We start from the raw sequence: 14,528 nt of genomic DNA on the forward strand, positions 1-14,528 counted from the left end.
ATGCAAGAGCAGAGTGCAGACAGGATCGATCTTGCCGGCCTCGTCGCCGATCTCAACAGCCTGTTGCGGCTGAAGACAACGGTGATCGGCATGAAGCTGTTCGCGCGCGCCGCGGACATGGAGGCGATTGCGAAGATCCGGCGGCCGAATGCGGTCCACACCACCGACCAGATCGTCAGCATGGCCTCGCGGCTCGGCTGGACCGTCGGCATCACCGGCGAGGATCTCGTTGGTAGCCAGTGCCGCGCGGTGATCGGCCTTGCGCCGCAGGACGAAAAATGGCTCGCCGGCGAAAATTATGTCGGCGTCTGGCACGGCACGGCGGAGGACGCACGCAAGCGCCAGGAGGCGCTGGACGTGGTGCCGTTCGGGCAGTATCAGGCGCTCGCGGTCAGCCCGCTCGCCAGCGGCCGGCTCGATCCGCCCGACATCTGCCTTGTCTATGCGACGCCCGGGCAGATGATCATCCTGATCAACGGGCTTCAATATACCGGCTACAAGAAGTTCGAATGGGGCGTGGTCGGCGAGACCGCTTGCGCGGATTCCTGGGGGCGGGCGCTCAAGACGGGCGAGCCCAGCCTGTCCTTGCCATGCTATGCCGAACGGCGCTATGGCGGCGTGCCGGACGAGGAGATGCTGATGGCCTTGAAGCCCGAGCATCTCGCCAAGGCGGTTCTGGGCATGAAGGCGCTGGCCAAGAACGGCCTGCGCTATCCGATCCCGCCCTATGGTATTCAAAGCGACGTCCGCGCCGGCATGGGCGTGAGTTACGCGAAGAAGTAAAGGCCGACCATGAGTTCTGCGAAATTCGACATCGTCGTCTATGGCGCGACCGGTTTCACCGGCCAGCTCGTCGCCGAATATCTGACTCAGCAGTACAAGAACGACCACGCGCTCAAATGGGCGATGGCGGGCCGGAGCCTCGGGAAGCTGAAAGCGGTCCGCGACGCGATCGGTGCGCCCGGGAACACGCCGCTGATCGTGGCGGATGCGTCGGATGCGGCTTCACTGAAGGCGATGGCGGAGCAGACGATGTCGGTGATCACCACCGTCGGCCCGTACCAGCTTTATGGTGAGGAACTGCTGGCGGCCTGCGTGGCCACGGGCACCGATTATTTCGATCTCTGCGGCGAGCCGGTGTGGATGCGGCAGATGATCGACAAATACGAGGCGGAGGCCAAGGCGAGCGGCGCGCGCATCGTGTTTTCGTGCGGCTACGATTCCGTGCCGTTCGAGCTCGGCGCGTTCTTCGTCCAGGAAGAGGCCAAGCGTGTATTCGGTGCACCGGCCTCGCGCGTGAAGGGGCGCGTGCGCGACATGCGGGGCACGCTCTCGGGCGGCACCGCCGCGAGCGCGAAGGCGACCTTCGATGCGGTGGCCAAGGATCTCAGCCTCGTCGCCATTCTCAACGACCACTTTGCACTGACGCCCGGCTTCAGCGGCCCGAAGCAGCCGAAGGGCAACAGGGCGGCCTTCGAGGAGGACCTGCAATCCTGGGCCGCGCCGTTCATGATGGCGCTGATCAACACGCGCAACGTTCACCGCTCCAACATGCTGATGGGATTCCCTTACGGCCAGGACTTCGTCTACGACGAGATGGTCCTGACCGGCCCCGGCGAGAAGGGCGAGGCCAACGCCAAGCGCGTGATGGCGGCAAACGCCGGGAAGACCGGTCCCGACGCACCGAAGCCGGGCGAGGGGCCGTCGAAGGAAGAGCGCGAGAACGGCCTGTTCGATCTGCTCTATGTCGCGATCGCGCCCGACGGTCGCACGGTCCGTGCAGGTGTCACCGGCGACCGCGATCCCGGCTATGGCTCGACCTCGAAGATGATCTCCGAATGCGCGATCTGCATGCTGCGCGAGGCGACGGATGTCCCGGCCGGCTTCTGGACCCCGGGCGCAGCGATGCAGCACAAGCTGATCAAGCGGCTGCAGGACAATGCGGGGCTGACGTTCAGAGTTGAGAGCTAACAGCAGATTGCAGATTGCAGGATGGGCACGGCGCTTTGCGCCTTTGCCCACCCTGCAGCAGGGCCCTACACCGCCCGCGCGTCGTAGGCGTACATAAACTCCATGCTCTTCGACCCCAGCGGCAGCAGCCATTTCATCATCTGATTGCGGATCCATGCGCCGGTGGCGCTGAATTCGCGCTTGCTGTTGCCGTTGCGGCGGGCCATGGCGACGATCTTTTCGGCGCGCGGCCGTCGCTCGGCCTCGAAGGCCTGGAAGGTGGCGCCGAGTTCCTGGCGGTCCTGCATCAGCCGGGCGAGGCGCATCGCATCCTCCAGCGCGAGCGAGGCGCCCTGGCCGGCATGAGGGCTGGTCGCATGGGCGGCGTCGCCGATCAGCAGCGAGCGCTTGCGCGACCAGGTCGGCAGGGTCGCAACATCGAGCGTGTCGGTGACCACGATGTTCTCGGCGGCCTCAATGATGCCGGGGATCGGATCATGCCAGCCACGGTGGAAGCCGCGCAGGTGCTGCTTCAGCGTCGCAGGGTCGAGCGCGCGGAACATCGCCGCGTCCATGCCGTGCGCGGGCTGCGTGCTCCACCACATCACGCCGTCGTTCGGATCGGGACTGCAATAGCCGTAGCCGAAGAAGCCGCTCTGCCCGAACGTGGTCTCGACGTGCCGGCCGACCGGCCTGCCGTCGAGGACGGCGTGCGGCACGAAGCCGCCGAAACCGATCAGTCCGGTGTCGAACGGTTGCGGGCCGTCGGGCACGACCTGCCGCCTTGTGACCGAGTGCACGCCGTCGGCACCGATCAGGAAGTCGGCTTCGGCGGTGGTGCCGTCGGCGAAGTAGGCGATGATCGGCTGGTCGCCGCGGTCCTCGATCTTGATCAGGCGCTTCTCGAAATGCAGCGAGACGCACGCGCACCAGGCCTTGTCGATCAGCATCTCGTTGAGCGTGGCGCGGCAGACATTGACCGCGGGCTGGCCGAACCGCCGCGCCATGTCGCGGTTGATCGAGCCGAGCCTCTCTCCGCCCTGCGAATAGAAGTCGAAGGACTCCGCGATCGACCCGCGGCTGATCAATTCGTTCGAAAGCCCGATCTCGTCCATGACATGCATGCCGTTCGGCGCGATCTGAAGGCCGCCGCCGATGCCTTTGGCGTAGGGCCAGGCCTCGTAGATCGCGGATTCGATGCCGGCGCGGCGCAGCAGGATCGCGGTGACGGGTCCGGCGATGCCGGCGCCGATGATCAGGGCCTTGCGGGGACGGTTGGACATTGTCTTGCTCCCGACGTTTCCGTGGTGCTAGGAGAAATTACGGTCGCTAAATCTCTTAGTGACTAAGATATATATCGACTAAGATATGAGGTCGGCCTTGTCAAGGACGAAGGCGCGCGCTGCGCTGTTGCAGGAGCTGGAAGAGGCGATGCGCAGGTCGTCCGCGCAGGGCGTGCTCTATGGCCAGACCGTTGCCAACGTTGCCGGAATTGCCAATTCCGACCTCGAATGCATGGACATCCTGTATCTCGAAGGCCGCGTCACCGCCGGCCGGCTCGCCGAAGTCACGGGCCTCACGACCGGCGCCATCACCGGCGTGGTCGACCGGCTCGAGAAAGCAGGACTCGTGCGCCGCGAGCGGGATGAAAACGACCGGCGCAAGGTCTTCATTGCCGTCGTGCCGGAAGCAGCCATGAAGATCGGCCAGTTCTACGTGCCGATGCAGCAGGCCATGGAGAAGGTGTTCAACGTCTATTCCGACGAGGAACTCCGGCTGCTGTTGCGCTTCGCGACGGAGGGTTACAAGGGCGTGCTCGCGGCGACCGAGGCACTCAAGGGCCTGATCGATACCCCGCCCGAGAAGCGTCCGGATCTCAAGCTGAAGAAGCTTCGTCGCTAGAGCGTTTTCGAGCGAAGTGGATACCGGTTCGCGACAAGAAAACGCGTCAAGACAAGAAACCAGACATCACCGTTCCGATTCTATCGGAACGGTGATGTCCCTGATCTTGTAGATCTGCGCAGCCGCGATCATGCCCCACATCGCGCCCAGCATCATCCAGAAATGCCGCCAGTGGTCGGTGTCGATCACGAAACTTTCGCCGACGGTGCCGACGAAGGCGGAGAACACGGCCAGATAGGCGCGCTGCCATGGGACTCGCACGAAGATGTGCCGGAAGCCCATGATCATCGTGGTGAACACCAGCGCGGGATAGCAGACGCCGGACAGCCAGCCGCCGGACATGAAGGCGTTGAGATAGGAGTTGTGGGTGTCCTCGGGAAAGAAGCGGTGGAATTGCAGCGGGCCGATGCCGAAGGGCAGGTCGAGCGCCATCTCCGCACCCAGGATGTGCCGGCCGAACCGGCCGAACCGGCCCTCGTCATAGCTCTGGTCGAAGCTCGCACGCTGCTTGAACATCTCGGCGGTGGAATCGAACGACATCAAAACCGCGATCAGCGCGAGGCCCAGCACCGCGGCCAGGACCGCCATGACGATGATGCGCGAGCGCTGCGCGTTGGTGCGGCTGGTCAGCACCATCAGCGCCAGCATGAAGGCGGATGTCAGCACCAGCCCGCCCCAGGCGGCGCGAGAGAACGCGAGCAGGATCGCCAGCGACATGATACAGAAGGCGATGACGTTGCGGAACGCCTTGCCGAGCTTGTCCGAAACCACGCTCTGGAGCGCGAACAGCGCCGGCAGGATCAGGAAGGCGCCGAGCACGTTCGGGTCCTTGAACGTGCCGCGCGCGCGTCCGTAGAGTGTGAGAAGGTCGTCGCCGCCGGGAACCAGGTGGAAGTAGCCGGCGACCGCCGACAGCGAGGCGACCATCGCGCCGACCACGAGTCCGCGGCGGAGCATGTCGAGCCGCGCCGCTGTGTCCTCCGACGTGACCATGGCGAAGAACACGACCGTCACCGCCATGTACCAGGAGGTCGCAATCCAGCTCACCACCTCGGATTGTTCGAAGAGCGGGATCGCGCTGATGGTGTAGCCGACGTTGAGCAGGACCAGCATCAGCACCAGCGGCATCAGCGCGAGCCGCAGGCGCAGGCCGGTGGCGAAGAAGATGACGGTGGCCAGCAGCGTCACGATCTCGTAGGGGCTCGGCTCGATGAAGACGATCGCGCCGGAGGCGCCGACCAGCCACACCATCGCGCGCTGCAGGGCCAGCACGCCGGGCGCAGCGCGAACCGCTGCATTCATTTCCCCGGCTGTCGCCGCATACGCCATCACACGCTCACACCACTCGTACGCAAGAATACCGCTGTCATCGCCCGGTCAGGCCGGGGCGCGACCGCAACTCAATACGCGTTCTCGTTCTTGGTCAGCAGCGCGATCGGCGTCTTCAGGAGAATGACGAGATCGAACAGCACCGACCAGTTCTCGATGTAATAGAGGTCGAACTCGACGCGCTTCTGGATCTTCTCTTCGTTGTCGATCTCGCCGCGCCAGCCGTTGATCTGGGCCCAGCCGGTGATGCCGGGCTTGACCCGGTGGCGGGCGAAATAGCCGTCGACGGCTTCGTCGAACAGGCGGCTCTGGAGCTTGCCCTGCACCGCATGCGGACGCGGGCCGACCAAAGAGAGATTGCCGGAGAATAAGACATTGAAGAGCTGCGGCAACTCGTCGAGGCTGGTCTTGCGAATGAAACGGCCGACGCGGGTAACGCGCGGATCGTTCTTGGTCACGACCTTCGAAGCAGTCGGGTCGGCCTGGTGATGATACATCGAACGAAACTTGTAGACGTCGATGCGTTCATTGTTGAAGCCGAAGCGCTTCTGGCGAAACAGCACGGGGCCGGGGCTGTCGAGCCGGATTGCGATCGCCACGAGGGCCATGACCGGTAGCGCCGCGAGCAGCGCCAGGCTGCCGACGACGCGGTCGAACAGCCATTTCATCACCAGGTCCCAGTCGGTGATCGGCGCCTCGAACACGTCGAGCGTCGGCACCTCGCCGAGATAGGAATAGGAGCGGGGACGGAAGCGCAGCTTGTTGGTGTGCGCGGAGAGGCGGATGTCCACCGGCAGCACCCAGAGCTTCTTGAGCATCTCCAGGATGCGCGTCTCGGCCGAGATCGGCAGCGCGAACAGCACGAGATCGACGCGGGTGCGGCGGGCAAACTCGACGATCTCGTCGACCTTGCCGAGCTTGCGCGCGCCGGCGCAGGTGTCCAGCGCGCGGCTGTCGTTGCGGTCGTCGAACACGCCGAGCACGTGGATGTCTGAATCCTCCTGCGCCTTGAGCGCTTCGACCAGTTGCTCGCCGTTGCTGTCGGAGCCGACGATGATGGTGCGGCGGTCGAGCCGGCCCTGGCGCGCCCAGGCGCGCACCAGCGAGCGCAGCACCAGGCGCTCGCAGATCAGCGCGACGAGGCCGAGGAAGTAGAAGGCGGCAAGCCACAGCCGCGATATTTCGCTGCCGAACTTGGCGAAGAACGAGATGCCGATGAACAGCAGGAAGACGAACGACCAGGAGGAAATCATGCGCGTCATCTGGCGGAGCTGACCGCGGAACAGCTGCACCTGATAGATGTCGGCGGCCTGGAAGCAGACCACGGCGGAGACGGCGACGGCGACGATCTCCGCGGGATAGGCCCAGCTGAAGGCGCCGGCGAGCGGCATGACATAGCCGACATAGACCGCGATGCCGACGAGGCTCAGCAGCGTGAAGTCGGCGAGGCGCACGATGCCGGTGATCACGATCGGCGAATAGGCGCGGGCGACCTTCTGGTTGACGACGTCGAGCGCGGCGGGCGACAGCCGGCGGCGGCGCTCGACAAAGGGCTGGTCAACCGGTTTCGCCGCGGCACTGGTCGCGGCGTCGAGCATCGAGCGTGCGTTGAGCGGTTCCACGGGTGTCCACGTCCATTCCAAAAACCCGTGGGCACGGCCTTGCGTCCCGGGCAGCATCCCCTGGCACATCGATTATCGAACAAATCGGAAGATTCTCTAAAGCAGGCCCTAAGAATGGTTAATGATTGGCAAATGCGTCGCGGTAGCCCGCAAGCACGCCGTCGACCATCGCCTGCTGGGAGAAATGCGCGGAGATGCGCTCGCGCAAGGACACCGCGCGCTGCGCGGTTACCTGCGGATCGTCCAGAGCCGCAGCAATCGCCCCGGCCATGGCCTCGGGATTGCTCGGTGCGAACAGGGCGGGGCTCTCCGCGCCAAGGATCTCGGGAATGCCGCCGATCCTGGATGCGATCATGGGAATACCGGCGGCGCCGGCCTCGATCACGACATAGGGCATGGAATCGCCGCGCGAGGGAACGACCAGCAGTCGCCCCTTGGAGAAGCCGTAGCGCGCCTTGACGTGGCCGACGAAGCGGATGGAGCCGGCGAGGCCGAGCCTCTCGACCTGCGCCTTCAGTGCCGCGGTCTCCTCGCCATCGCCGCCGAGCGTCAGCGTGACCTTCCTGCCGCCCTCGTGCAGGCGCGCCACCGCATCGACCAGCAGATCGGCGCCCTTGATGTGCCTGAACTCGCCGACATAAGCGAGGTCGGTGGCATCGTCGGCGATGACGATCGGCTCGAATTCCTCCGGTGTCACGCCGTTGAAGACGCAATGCACCACGCCCTTCGGCGTGCCGACGATGCGCTGATAGGTGTCGCGGGCAAACGCGCTTTCGAACAGGAACAGGTCGGTCGCGCCCATCAGCGCGCGCTCGAGCCGCGCGTAGAACTCGCCCTTGAAGGTGTTGAGGGGATAATGCAGCGAGCCGCCATGGGGGGTGTAGATGCGGATGGTGTCGTCGGAACGCCGCCGCATGCGGATGAAGGCGCCGGCCTTGGCGCCGTGGCCATGCATGACGTCGGGCCTGAGTGTGGCGATCAGGCGCCGCATGCGAAGCCACACCAGCGCATCGTCGGGCGACGGCTCGCGGCGCATCGCCATCCGGTGCACGCCGAGCTTCAGCCGCGGCGCGAGCTCGGCAAGGGCCTTGTCGGCGCGATCGCCGCCGGTGAGGCTGTCGGCGAGGATGCCGACATGGTGGCCGCGATCGACCTGGCCATTGGCGACGTCGAGGATGTGGCGGAAGATACCGCCAACCGGAGCGCGTACGGCGTGAAGGATGCGAAGCGGCTGGTCGGGAGAGGGGGGCATGATCAAAACCAGCGCTCGGCGAATGCTCGAACAATGCTCACGAAATATCGAGACGGATTAAGGGCCCTCGTGGTTAACAAACGGTGACGAGCGCGCCCGCGCGAGCTGCAGGATGCCGCGATTAACCCAGCGGCAACCTTAATGGAGTGTAATCGCCCCGGTTGAGGTAGGTTCGTGGCGTTGCCCTGCGGGAGTGTTCGATGCGTTTAGCGTTCTGGCGTGCCGGCAAGGACAAGGCGGTTGTCGAGCGGGCCGTTTCGAAGGCCAAAGCCGAAGCCAGGCAAGCCGAATTCAAGCAGGCCGACTTCAAGCAAGCCGAACTCGAGCCCAGGATCGAAGCCAGGCCGGTATCCGCCGCGCCGAGGCAGGCGCCGTCCGAATCCGGCGACATCGACCTGCACGCGCTCGGCGCGGCCCTGGCGCGCAAGCGCGGCTGGATCATCGTGCCGACGGTGCTGGCGCTCGTCGCGTCCCTCGCGGCCGTCAATCTCGTCACGCCGCGGTACAAGTCCGAATCCCGCATCCTGATCGACGGCCGCGAGAACGTGTTCCTGCGCCCGAACAGCGACCGCACCGAGGAGCGGCAGGCGCTCGATCCCGAGGCCGTCACAAGCCAGGTGCAGCTCGTGCTGTCGCGCGATCTCGCACGTGAGATCATCAAGAAGAACAAGCTTGCGGAGCGGCCCGAGTTCGATCCGGTGCTGCAGGGGGTTTCTCCGCTGAAGTCGCTGGCGGCCCTGATCGGCATCGGCCGAGACCCGTTCTCGATGACGCCCGAAGAGCGGGTGCTCGATGCCTATTACGACCGGCTCCAGGCCTACGCCGTCGACAAGTCGCGCGTGATCGTCGTCGAATTCCAGTCCGCCGATCCTGATCTTGCCGCGCGCGTCGCCAACTCGATCGCCGACGGCTATCTGGTGCTGCAGCAGAATGTCCGTCAGGATCAGGCCAGGAACGCGAGCCAGTGGCTCTCCGGCGAGATCGACAGCTTGCGCAAGAAGGTTTCCGAGGCCGAGGCGAAGGCGGAGGATTTCCGCTCCAAATCGAGCCTGTTCGTCGGCACCAACAACACGACGCTGTCGAATCAGCAGATGGGCGAGGTCAACACCCAGCTCAACAACGCGCGTTCGATGAAGGCGGATGCGGAATCCAAGGCGCGGCTGATCCGCGAGATGCTCCAGAGCGGCAAGCCGATCGAGTCATCGGAAGTGCTGAACTCGGAATCGATGCGGACGCCGTCCCAGCAGCGGGTGGCGTTGCGGGCCCAACTCGCCGAGCAATCGTCGACACTGCTCGGCAATCATCCGCGCATCAAGGAATTGAAGGCGCAGCTCGCCGATCTCGACACCCAGATCCGCGACGAAGCCGCCAAGATCGCCCGTTCGCTGGAAAACGACGCACGCTTTGCCAGCGGACGTGTGCAGGAATTGACGTTGAGCCTCGAGCAGTTGAAGAAGCAGGCGACGTCGACCAACGGCCAGGACGTGCAGCTCCGCGCGCTCGAGCGCGAGGCCAAGGCGCAGCGCGACCTGCTGGAGACTTATCTTGCCAAGTACCGCGAGGCCAACACCCGCGAGACCATCGACACCGCGCCGACGGACGGCCGCATCATCTCGCGCGCCATCGTCTCGAACATGCCGGCCTACCCGAAGAAGCTGCCGATCGCGCTGATCGCGACGATCGCGACGCTGCTGCTCTCGTCCGGCGTCGTCATCACCGGAGAGCTGTTGCGCCAGACTGCGCCCCGTGCGGCAGCCGTGTTCGCTCCAGCGCAAACGCGGGCGCCGGCTCGTCAGGAACCGGTTGTCCAGCCGGCGTCCGCTGAGCCGATCGTCGATCCGGTCAGGGCGGAGTCCGCGCCGCTTCAGCCGGAGATGGCCTCTGATGCCGATGCCGACGAATTCGCTGAGATCGAACATCTCGCCGACAGCCTGCGCACCGCGGGGACTGCGGCGAAGAAAGTCACGGTGCTCGGCACCGCCTCGGGCGAAGCCATCACGCTTTCGACGCTGACGCTGGCCCGGCATCTGGCGCGCGATACGCGGGTCGTCGTGGTCGATCTTGCCGCGTCCTCGCCGACAATGGCCGCGATATCCGTCGATGCTTCGGCGCCCGGCCTTGCCGAGCTGATGCAAGGCGAGGCGTCGTTCGCGCAAATCATCACCCGGGACAAGCTCTCGCGGCTGCATCTGGTCATGGCCGGCCGTCCCGGCTTCGACCGCAGCCTGTTGCAGTCGCCGCGGGTGGCGCTCGCGATCGACGCGCTGCTTCGCGCCTACGATCACGTGCTGCTCGACGCCGGCAGCGCTTCGGACCTCCCGGCGGAATTGCTGACGGCGAATGCCCGCGCCGTCGTGGTGCCCGACGCGTCGATGGCCGCGGATGCCCGCGCGCTGATGTGCGAGCAGCTGAGGGCCGTCGGCTTCGGCGAGGTGACGATGCTGGGCAAGCCCGTGCAGCCGTCAGATGCGGTGGAAGCACCGCGCGTGGTGGCAGCGTGACGTTCTTGCCTTCGCTGCGGGCCTGAGCGAGCGCCTCGTCCTTCGAGACGACCGCTTCGCGGTCTCCTCACAGGATGAGGCTTTGCTGGATCGGAGTCCGTTGAAGCTGCTGCCGCGAATTCCGTCCTCATCCTGAGGGCCCGCCGAAGGCGGGCGTCTCGAAGGATGCGCCGCGGGAGCGCGTCTCCCAACCGCAGGATACCTACCCGAACGCCTGGCGCAGCCGTCGGGCCAGATCGAACAGCATCTGGTTCTGCTTCACTAGCCGCTTGCCGTGGCTCAGCGAGGACATCGCCATCGCTGCGAGCCTGCCGCGCGAGGTCAGGGGCACGAAGCTGTCGAAGATGGCTTCGTCATCCTTGCAGAACATCCGCTTGTACTCGTCCGAGCCGATGCCGAGGTCGAGCGAGCGGTAGCCGCGCTCGGCGTAGCGGTCGATGATGTAGCGCATCAGGATCAGCCCGGGGCTGAAGCGGGCGTGCTCGGACATCGTGTAGGTGTTGAACATCATCGAGAAGCGCTGGCCGTCGGCGACGCCGGCGAAGATCGCGATCACCTCGTCGTCGCATTCGAGCGCGTGGATGTCGATGACGCGGCCTTCGCCGCGCGGCGCATGGCAGGCGCTGCGGATGAACGCTTCGACGCCCGGTTCGGCGAAGACGTCGGGGAGCTTCTGCTCGGCCATCCGCACCGGCTTGACGCGGAAGAACCAGTCGAGCAGGCGGGTGATGTCCGCGTCGGTGGTGGCAAGGTGATAGCGATAGCCGGCGAGCGTCTGGAGCTTCTTCTCCTTGCTCTTGAGGCGGCGGCGGAAGGAATTGCTGATGCGCGATGCGGGCGGACCGCCGGGCTCCATCACCAGCAGCGGACAGCCGTTGATCGCGCTCTGCCGCGGGAAAGCGGCAAACGGGTTCTGCTGATCGTGCCAGCGCAGCGGCTGCTGCGTCAGTGCGAGCACGTCGACATGTTCGCGCAGCGGCGCCTGCAGCGCGTCGAGATCGGCGGCAATCACCTGCGCTGCGAACTCGGCGTTCCACAGGCCCATGTTGAAGGTGGTATGTTTGCCGCCCATGAAGCAGGCCGTGCGCACGCCATGGGTCTGGCGCAGCGAGAGCGGCAGCAGCAGGAGCGGCCTGTGCTCGGCGTCGCGGGCGATCACGATGAAGGGCCGGGCGCCCTCGCAGCCACCGACCAGACCATGCCAGGGACTCAGCAGATCAAAGCGCTGATAAGGCGTGAAGAGGTGACCGGGCTCTTCGAAAGTGCGCCAGACCGCCTCGGCGGCGCCGAGATCGGCAACGATGTCGACATGCGCGATACGGCTCGCTTTCGACCGCGCTGGCGCTTCTGCCGTCCGGCTTTGCATCGCCGCAGCCATGGTCATTCGCGAAACCTGTCGAGAAATCAAAAATGTGCGTAATTCGGCCTGTGGCCGACCTTTGCAAAGAAATGTCAACAAAGGGTAATGACTATAGGGGAGGAAACAGGCGCCAACGCGTCAGGTGGGACATTGGCATCCGACGACAGATGGCTGGAACGGCTGCGGCTCGAGCTGACCTGGTTCAGCGGCCAGGCTGCGCTGCGCAGTCGTGGTGCCGGCGCCATCCTGCGCTTTGCCGATGTGCGGCCGCGACGTCGCGGCGGGTTTCAGCCGCTGCGCGAGAACGAGATCACTCCGCGCTTCCTCGACCGGGCCATCCGCGCGCTGAAGCGGTGGAGATATGATTTTGTCGGAATGGACGAGGTGTGCCGGCGTGCGGTGACGCTGCCGGAAAAGCGGCGCTTCGTGGCGCTCACCTTCGACGGTGCTGCCAAGGATCTCATCACGTTTGCCTACCCGGTGCTGGCCCGCCACGCCGTACCCTTCACGATCTACGTGCCCACCGCGTTTCCCGACGGCGTCGGGGAAGCCTGGTGGCTCGGACTGGAGCAGGTGATTGCGCGCGAGAGCCGCATCAGTCTGATGATGGGCGAGAGGGAGCAACGCTTCAACGTCACCGGCAATGCCGAGAAGCAGGCGCTGTTTTCGTTCGTCGAGGGCTGGCTGCTCTCACTGCCGCCGGCGGATTTGTCGGCTGCGATCGCCGACCTCTGCACGCGCTACCGGATCGACCTTGCCGCGCTTTCGCGCGAGGCGTCGATGAATTGGGAGGATCTGGCCAAATTGGCGGCCGATCCGCTCGTCACGATCGGCAGCGCGACCGTGAACTATCCCGTTCTCGCCAACATGAAAGACGCCGCCGCGCTGCGCGAGATGACGATGGGCAAGGCGGTGGCGGAAGCGGCGTTCCACCGCGAGATCGAGCATCTGGCCTTTCCGTTCGGCGATCGCGCCTCGTTCCGGCGCAGCCACGTCGTGATGGCGGAGGAGGCCGGCTTTGCCAGCGCGGTGTCGACGATCCCGGGCATCGTGGATGCCGGGGGGCGCACCAACCTGCGCGCACTGCCGCGGATTTCCTGGGACGGAAGGGGGCGCTCGTTGCGCATGCTGCGCGTGCTGGCGTCGGGCGTTGCCTTTGCGCCGGTGAAGCCGACCGGCACTCTTACGAACCAGACTTGACCCGGTCGGGCCGCTGCATCCAGCTCACGATCGGCATCGCCGGCAGCACCCAGCCCATGCCGACCACCACGTAATAGATCGCCTGCCGCCAGCCGGATTCGGCAATCCACGGCATCTGCGCCAGCGCCATGCCGAGCAGGGCCCAGACAGTGGCGAGCACCAGGAGGAGGATGGCGCCGAGGAACTTGCGGGTACGGATCGTCATGACGGAATGCTGCGGCTTTCGCGTAACTTGCGCTGCGGGAGCGGGGGACTATAAGGGGCGCGCAGTCCGGTTCAAGCCTCAAGTCGCTTAGGTACAAGGTTTGGTTTCGCCCTGAAATGACGCCGATTTCCACCCTCTCCGAGCCGTATCGCGCCGTGCGCTGGTGGCTGATTTCCGTGGCCGCGCTGATCGCCCTGATGGTGCTGGTCGGCGGCGCGACCCGGCTGACGGAATCCGGGCTCTCGATCGTCGAATGGAAGCCCGTCACAGGCAGCGTTCCGCCGCTTTCGGAGCGGCAGTGGACCGAGGCCTTCGAGGCCTACAAGAAGATCCCGCAATATCGCGAGCTCAACGCGGGCATGAGCCTGTCCGAGTTCAAGGAGATCTTCTGGTGGGAATGGAGCCACCGGCTGCTCGGCCGTTTCATCGGCGTGGCCTATCTGCTGCCGTTCCTGTTCTTCCTATGGCGCGGCGGTCTGTCCGGTGAATTGAAACGGCGGCTGTGGCTGCTGTTCGCGCTCGGCGGGCTCCAGGGCGCGGTCGGCTGGTGGATGGTGGCGTCGGGCCTGACGGAGCGCGTCGAGGTCTCGCAATATCGGCTGGCGACGCATCTGGTGCTCGCGCTCCTGATCTTCGCCGGCATCGTCTGGACGGTGCGGCGGCTCAAGGAACGTCCGCAGATCGCAGTGCCTGCGCGGCTGAGATTCACGAGCGTGCTGCTCCTCGTCGTGACTTTCGTGCAGATCTATTTCGGTGCGCTGGTCGCGGGCCTGCGCGCCGGCCGCGCCTACAACACCTGGCCGCAGATCGATGGCGCGTTCATTCCCTCGGCGGATCGGCTGTGGTTCGAGACGCCGTGGTGGCGCAACATGTTCGACAATGTGCTGACCGTGCAGTTCGAGCACCGCATGACGGCCTATGTGCTGTTCGTGCTCGCGGCGTGGCACGCCTTCGATGCGGTGCGCTCGCGCGCGGCGGCGGGCGGCGCGCTGTTGCTGCTGGGCGCGGTAAGCCTGCAGGCGGTGCTCGGCATCCTCACGCTGCTCCATCAGGTGCCGATCGATCTCGCGCTCGCCCATCAGGCGGTCGCCATCGTGGTGCTGACACTCGCGGTGATGCAGACCGAGCGGCTCGCCTCGCGGCAATCTGCGCAAGCGCAGCCGCGCGCGGTTCCGCTCGGTCAGGCCGGCTGATCACCATCAGCCGG

Annotated in this window: 12 protein-coding genes; 6 read left to right on the plus strand and 6 right to left on the minus strand. The window is 65.5% G+C overall.

The genetic code is table 11. The annotated features are described in order from the left end of the window. Together OC450_RS22195 and OC450_RS22200 are read left to right on the plus strand one after the other, a co-directional pair. Positions 1-783 carry a DUF169 domain-containing protein gene (locus OC450_RS22195; protein ID WP_211385968.1) on the plus strand — a complete coding sequence of 261 codons (783 nt, stop codon included), beginning with the start codon at positions 1-3 and terminating at the stop codon, positions 781-783. A 9-nt stretch (positions 784-792) separates the two neighbouring features. After that, entirely contained in the window at positions 793-1,971 is a 1,179-nt protein-coding gene (locus OC450_RS22200; protein ID WP_211385969.1) for a saccharopine dehydrogenase family protein, read from the plus strand. 65 nt (positions 1,972-2,036) lie between these two features. Here the strand turns inward: OC450_RS22200 and OC450_RS22205 are convergent, their stop codons facing one another. Beyond that, positions 2,037-3,233, minus strand: a complete 1,197-nt coding sequence (locus OC450_RS22205; RefSeq protein WP_256807170.1) for an FAD-dependent monooxygenase — start codon at positions 3,231-3,233, stop codon at positions 2,037-2,039. A 148-nt stretch (positions 3,234-3,381) separates the two neighbouring features. Between OC450_RS22205 and OC450_RS22210 the strand changes: the two genes are divergently transcribed. After that, entirely contained in the window at positions 3,382-3,852 is a 471-nt protein-coding gene (locus OC450_RS22210) for a MarR family winged helix-turn-helix transcriptional regulator (protein ID WP_211386081.1), read from the plus strand. A gap of 66 nt (positions 3,853-3,918) precedes the next feature. Here the strand turns inward: OC450_RS22210 and OC450_RS22215 are convergent, their stop codons facing one another. From OC450_RS22215 to OC450_RS22225, 3 genes are all read right to left on the minus strand, one after another. Then, a complete protein-coding gene (locus OC450_RS22215) occupies positions 3,919-5,181 on the minus strand; it encodes an O-antigen ligase family protein (protein WP_256807171.1) in 1,263 nt (420 codons plus the stop codon). Between the two features lie 71 nt (positions 5,182-5,252). After that, positions 5,253-6,803 carry an undecaprenyl-phosphate glucose phosphotransferase gene (locus OC450_RS22220; RefSeq protein WP_262048685.1) on the minus strand — a complete coding sequence of 517 codons (1,551 nt, stop codon included), beginning with the start codon at positions 6,801-6,803 and terminating at the stop codon, positions 5,253-5,255. Between the two features lie 118 nt (positions 6,804-6,921). After that, positions 6,922-8,055, minus strand: a complete 1,134-nt coding sequence (locus OC450_RS22225; RefSeq protein ID WP_211385973.1) for a glycosyltransferase family 4 protein — start codon at positions 8,053-8,055, stop codon at positions 6,922-6,924. 200 nt (positions 8,056-8,255) lie between these two features. Here OC450_RS22225 and OC450_RS22230 point away from each other — a divergent pair, with 200 nt between their 5' ends. Continuing rightward, complete coding sequence (locus OC450_RS22230; RefSeq protein ID WP_262048686.1) at positions 8,256-10,556, plus strand: GumC family protein; 2,301 nt, start codon at positions 8,256-8,258, stop codon at positions 10,554-10,556. A gap of 202 nt (positions 10,557-10,758) precedes the next feature. Here the strand turns inward: OC450_RS22230 and OC450_RS22235 are convergent, their stop codons facing one another. After that, complete coding sequence (locus OC450_RS22235; protein WP_211385975.1) at positions 10,759-11,940, minus strand: GNAT family N-acetyltransferase; 1,182 nt, start codon at positions 11,938-11,940, stop codon at positions 10,759-10,761. 126 nt (positions 11,941-12,066) lie between these two features. Here OC450_RS22235 and OC450_RS22240 point away from each other — a divergent pair, with 126 nt between their 5' ends. Beyond that, a complete protein-coding gene (locus tag OC450_RS22240; RefSeq protein ID WP_211385976.1) occupies positions 12,067-13,116 on the plus strand; it encodes a polysaccharide deacetylase family protein in 1,050 nt (349 codons plus the stop codon). Here OC450_RS22240 and OC450_RS22245 read toward each other — a convergent pair. Next, positions 13,100-13,321, minus strand: coding sequence for a DUF2842 domain-containing protein (locus OC450_RS22245; protein WP_211385977.1), 222 nt, complete (start codon positions 13,319-13,321; stop codon positions 13,100-13,102). The two genes, OC450_RS22240 and OC450_RS22245, sit on opposite strands and share 17 nt — an antisense overlap. A 116-nt stretch (positions 13,322-13,437) precedes the next feature. Here OC450_RS22245 and OC450_RS22250 point away from each other — a divergent pair, with 116 nt between their 5' ends. After that, positions 13,438-14,514, plus strand: coding sequence for a COX15/CtaA family protein (locus OC450_RS22250; RefSeq protein WP_262048687.1), 1,077 nt, complete (start codon positions 13,438-13,440; stop codon positions 14,512-14,514). Positions 14,515-14,528: the final 14 nt, after the last annotated feature.

Origin of the sequence: Bradyrhizobium sp. Bra78 (assembly GCF_024519855.1) — a bacterium.
In the GTDB taxonomy this organism is placed as follows: domain Bacteria; phylum Pseudomonadota; class Alphaproteobacteria; order Rhizobiales; family Xanthobacteraceae; genus Bradyrhizobium; species Bradyrhizobium japonicum_G.

Bases quoted from the DNA above. Each gene is read 5' to 3' on its own strand.
- OC450_RS22195 (WP_211385968.1), top strand. From the start codon at position 1: ATGCAAGAGCAGAGTGCAGACAGGATCGATCTTGCCGGCCTCGTCGCC.
- OC450_RS22200 (WP_211385969.1), top strand. From the start codon at position 793: ATGAGTTCTGCGAAATTCGACATCGTCGTCTATGGCGCGACCGGTTTC.
- OC450_RS22205 (WP_256807170.1), bottom strand. From the start codon at position 3,233: ATGTCCAACCGTCCCCGCAAGGCCCTGATCATCGGCGCCGGCATCGCC.
- OC450_RS22210 (WP_211386081.1), top strand. From the start codon at position 3,382: ATGCGCAGGTCGTCCGCGCAGGGCGTGCTCTATGGCCAGACCGTTGCC.
- OC450_RS22215 (WP_256807171.1), bottom strand. From the start codon at position 5,181: ATGGCGTATGCGGCGACAGCCGGGGAAATGAATGCAGCGGTTCGCGCT.
- OC450_RS22225 (WP_211385973.1), bottom strand. From the start codon at position 8,055: ATGCCCCCCTCTCCCGACCAGCCGCTTCGCATCCTTCACGCCGTACGC.
- OC450_RS22230 (WP_262048686.1), top strand. From the start codon at position 8,256: ATGCGTTTAGCGTTCTGGCGTGCCGGCAAGGACAAGGCGGTTGTCGAG.
- OC450_RS22235 (WP_211385975.1), bottom strand. From the start codon at position 11,940: ATGACCATGGCTGCGGCGATGCAAAGCCGGACGGCAGAAGCGCCAGCG.
- OC450_RS22245 (WP_211385977.1), bottom strand. From the start codon at position 13,321: ATGACGATCCGTACCCGCAAGTTCCTCGGCGCCATCCTCCTCCTGGTG.
- OC450_RS22250 (WP_262048687.1), top strand. From the start codon at position 13,438: ATGACGCCGATTTCCACCCTCTCCGAGCCGTATCGCGCCGTGCGCTGG.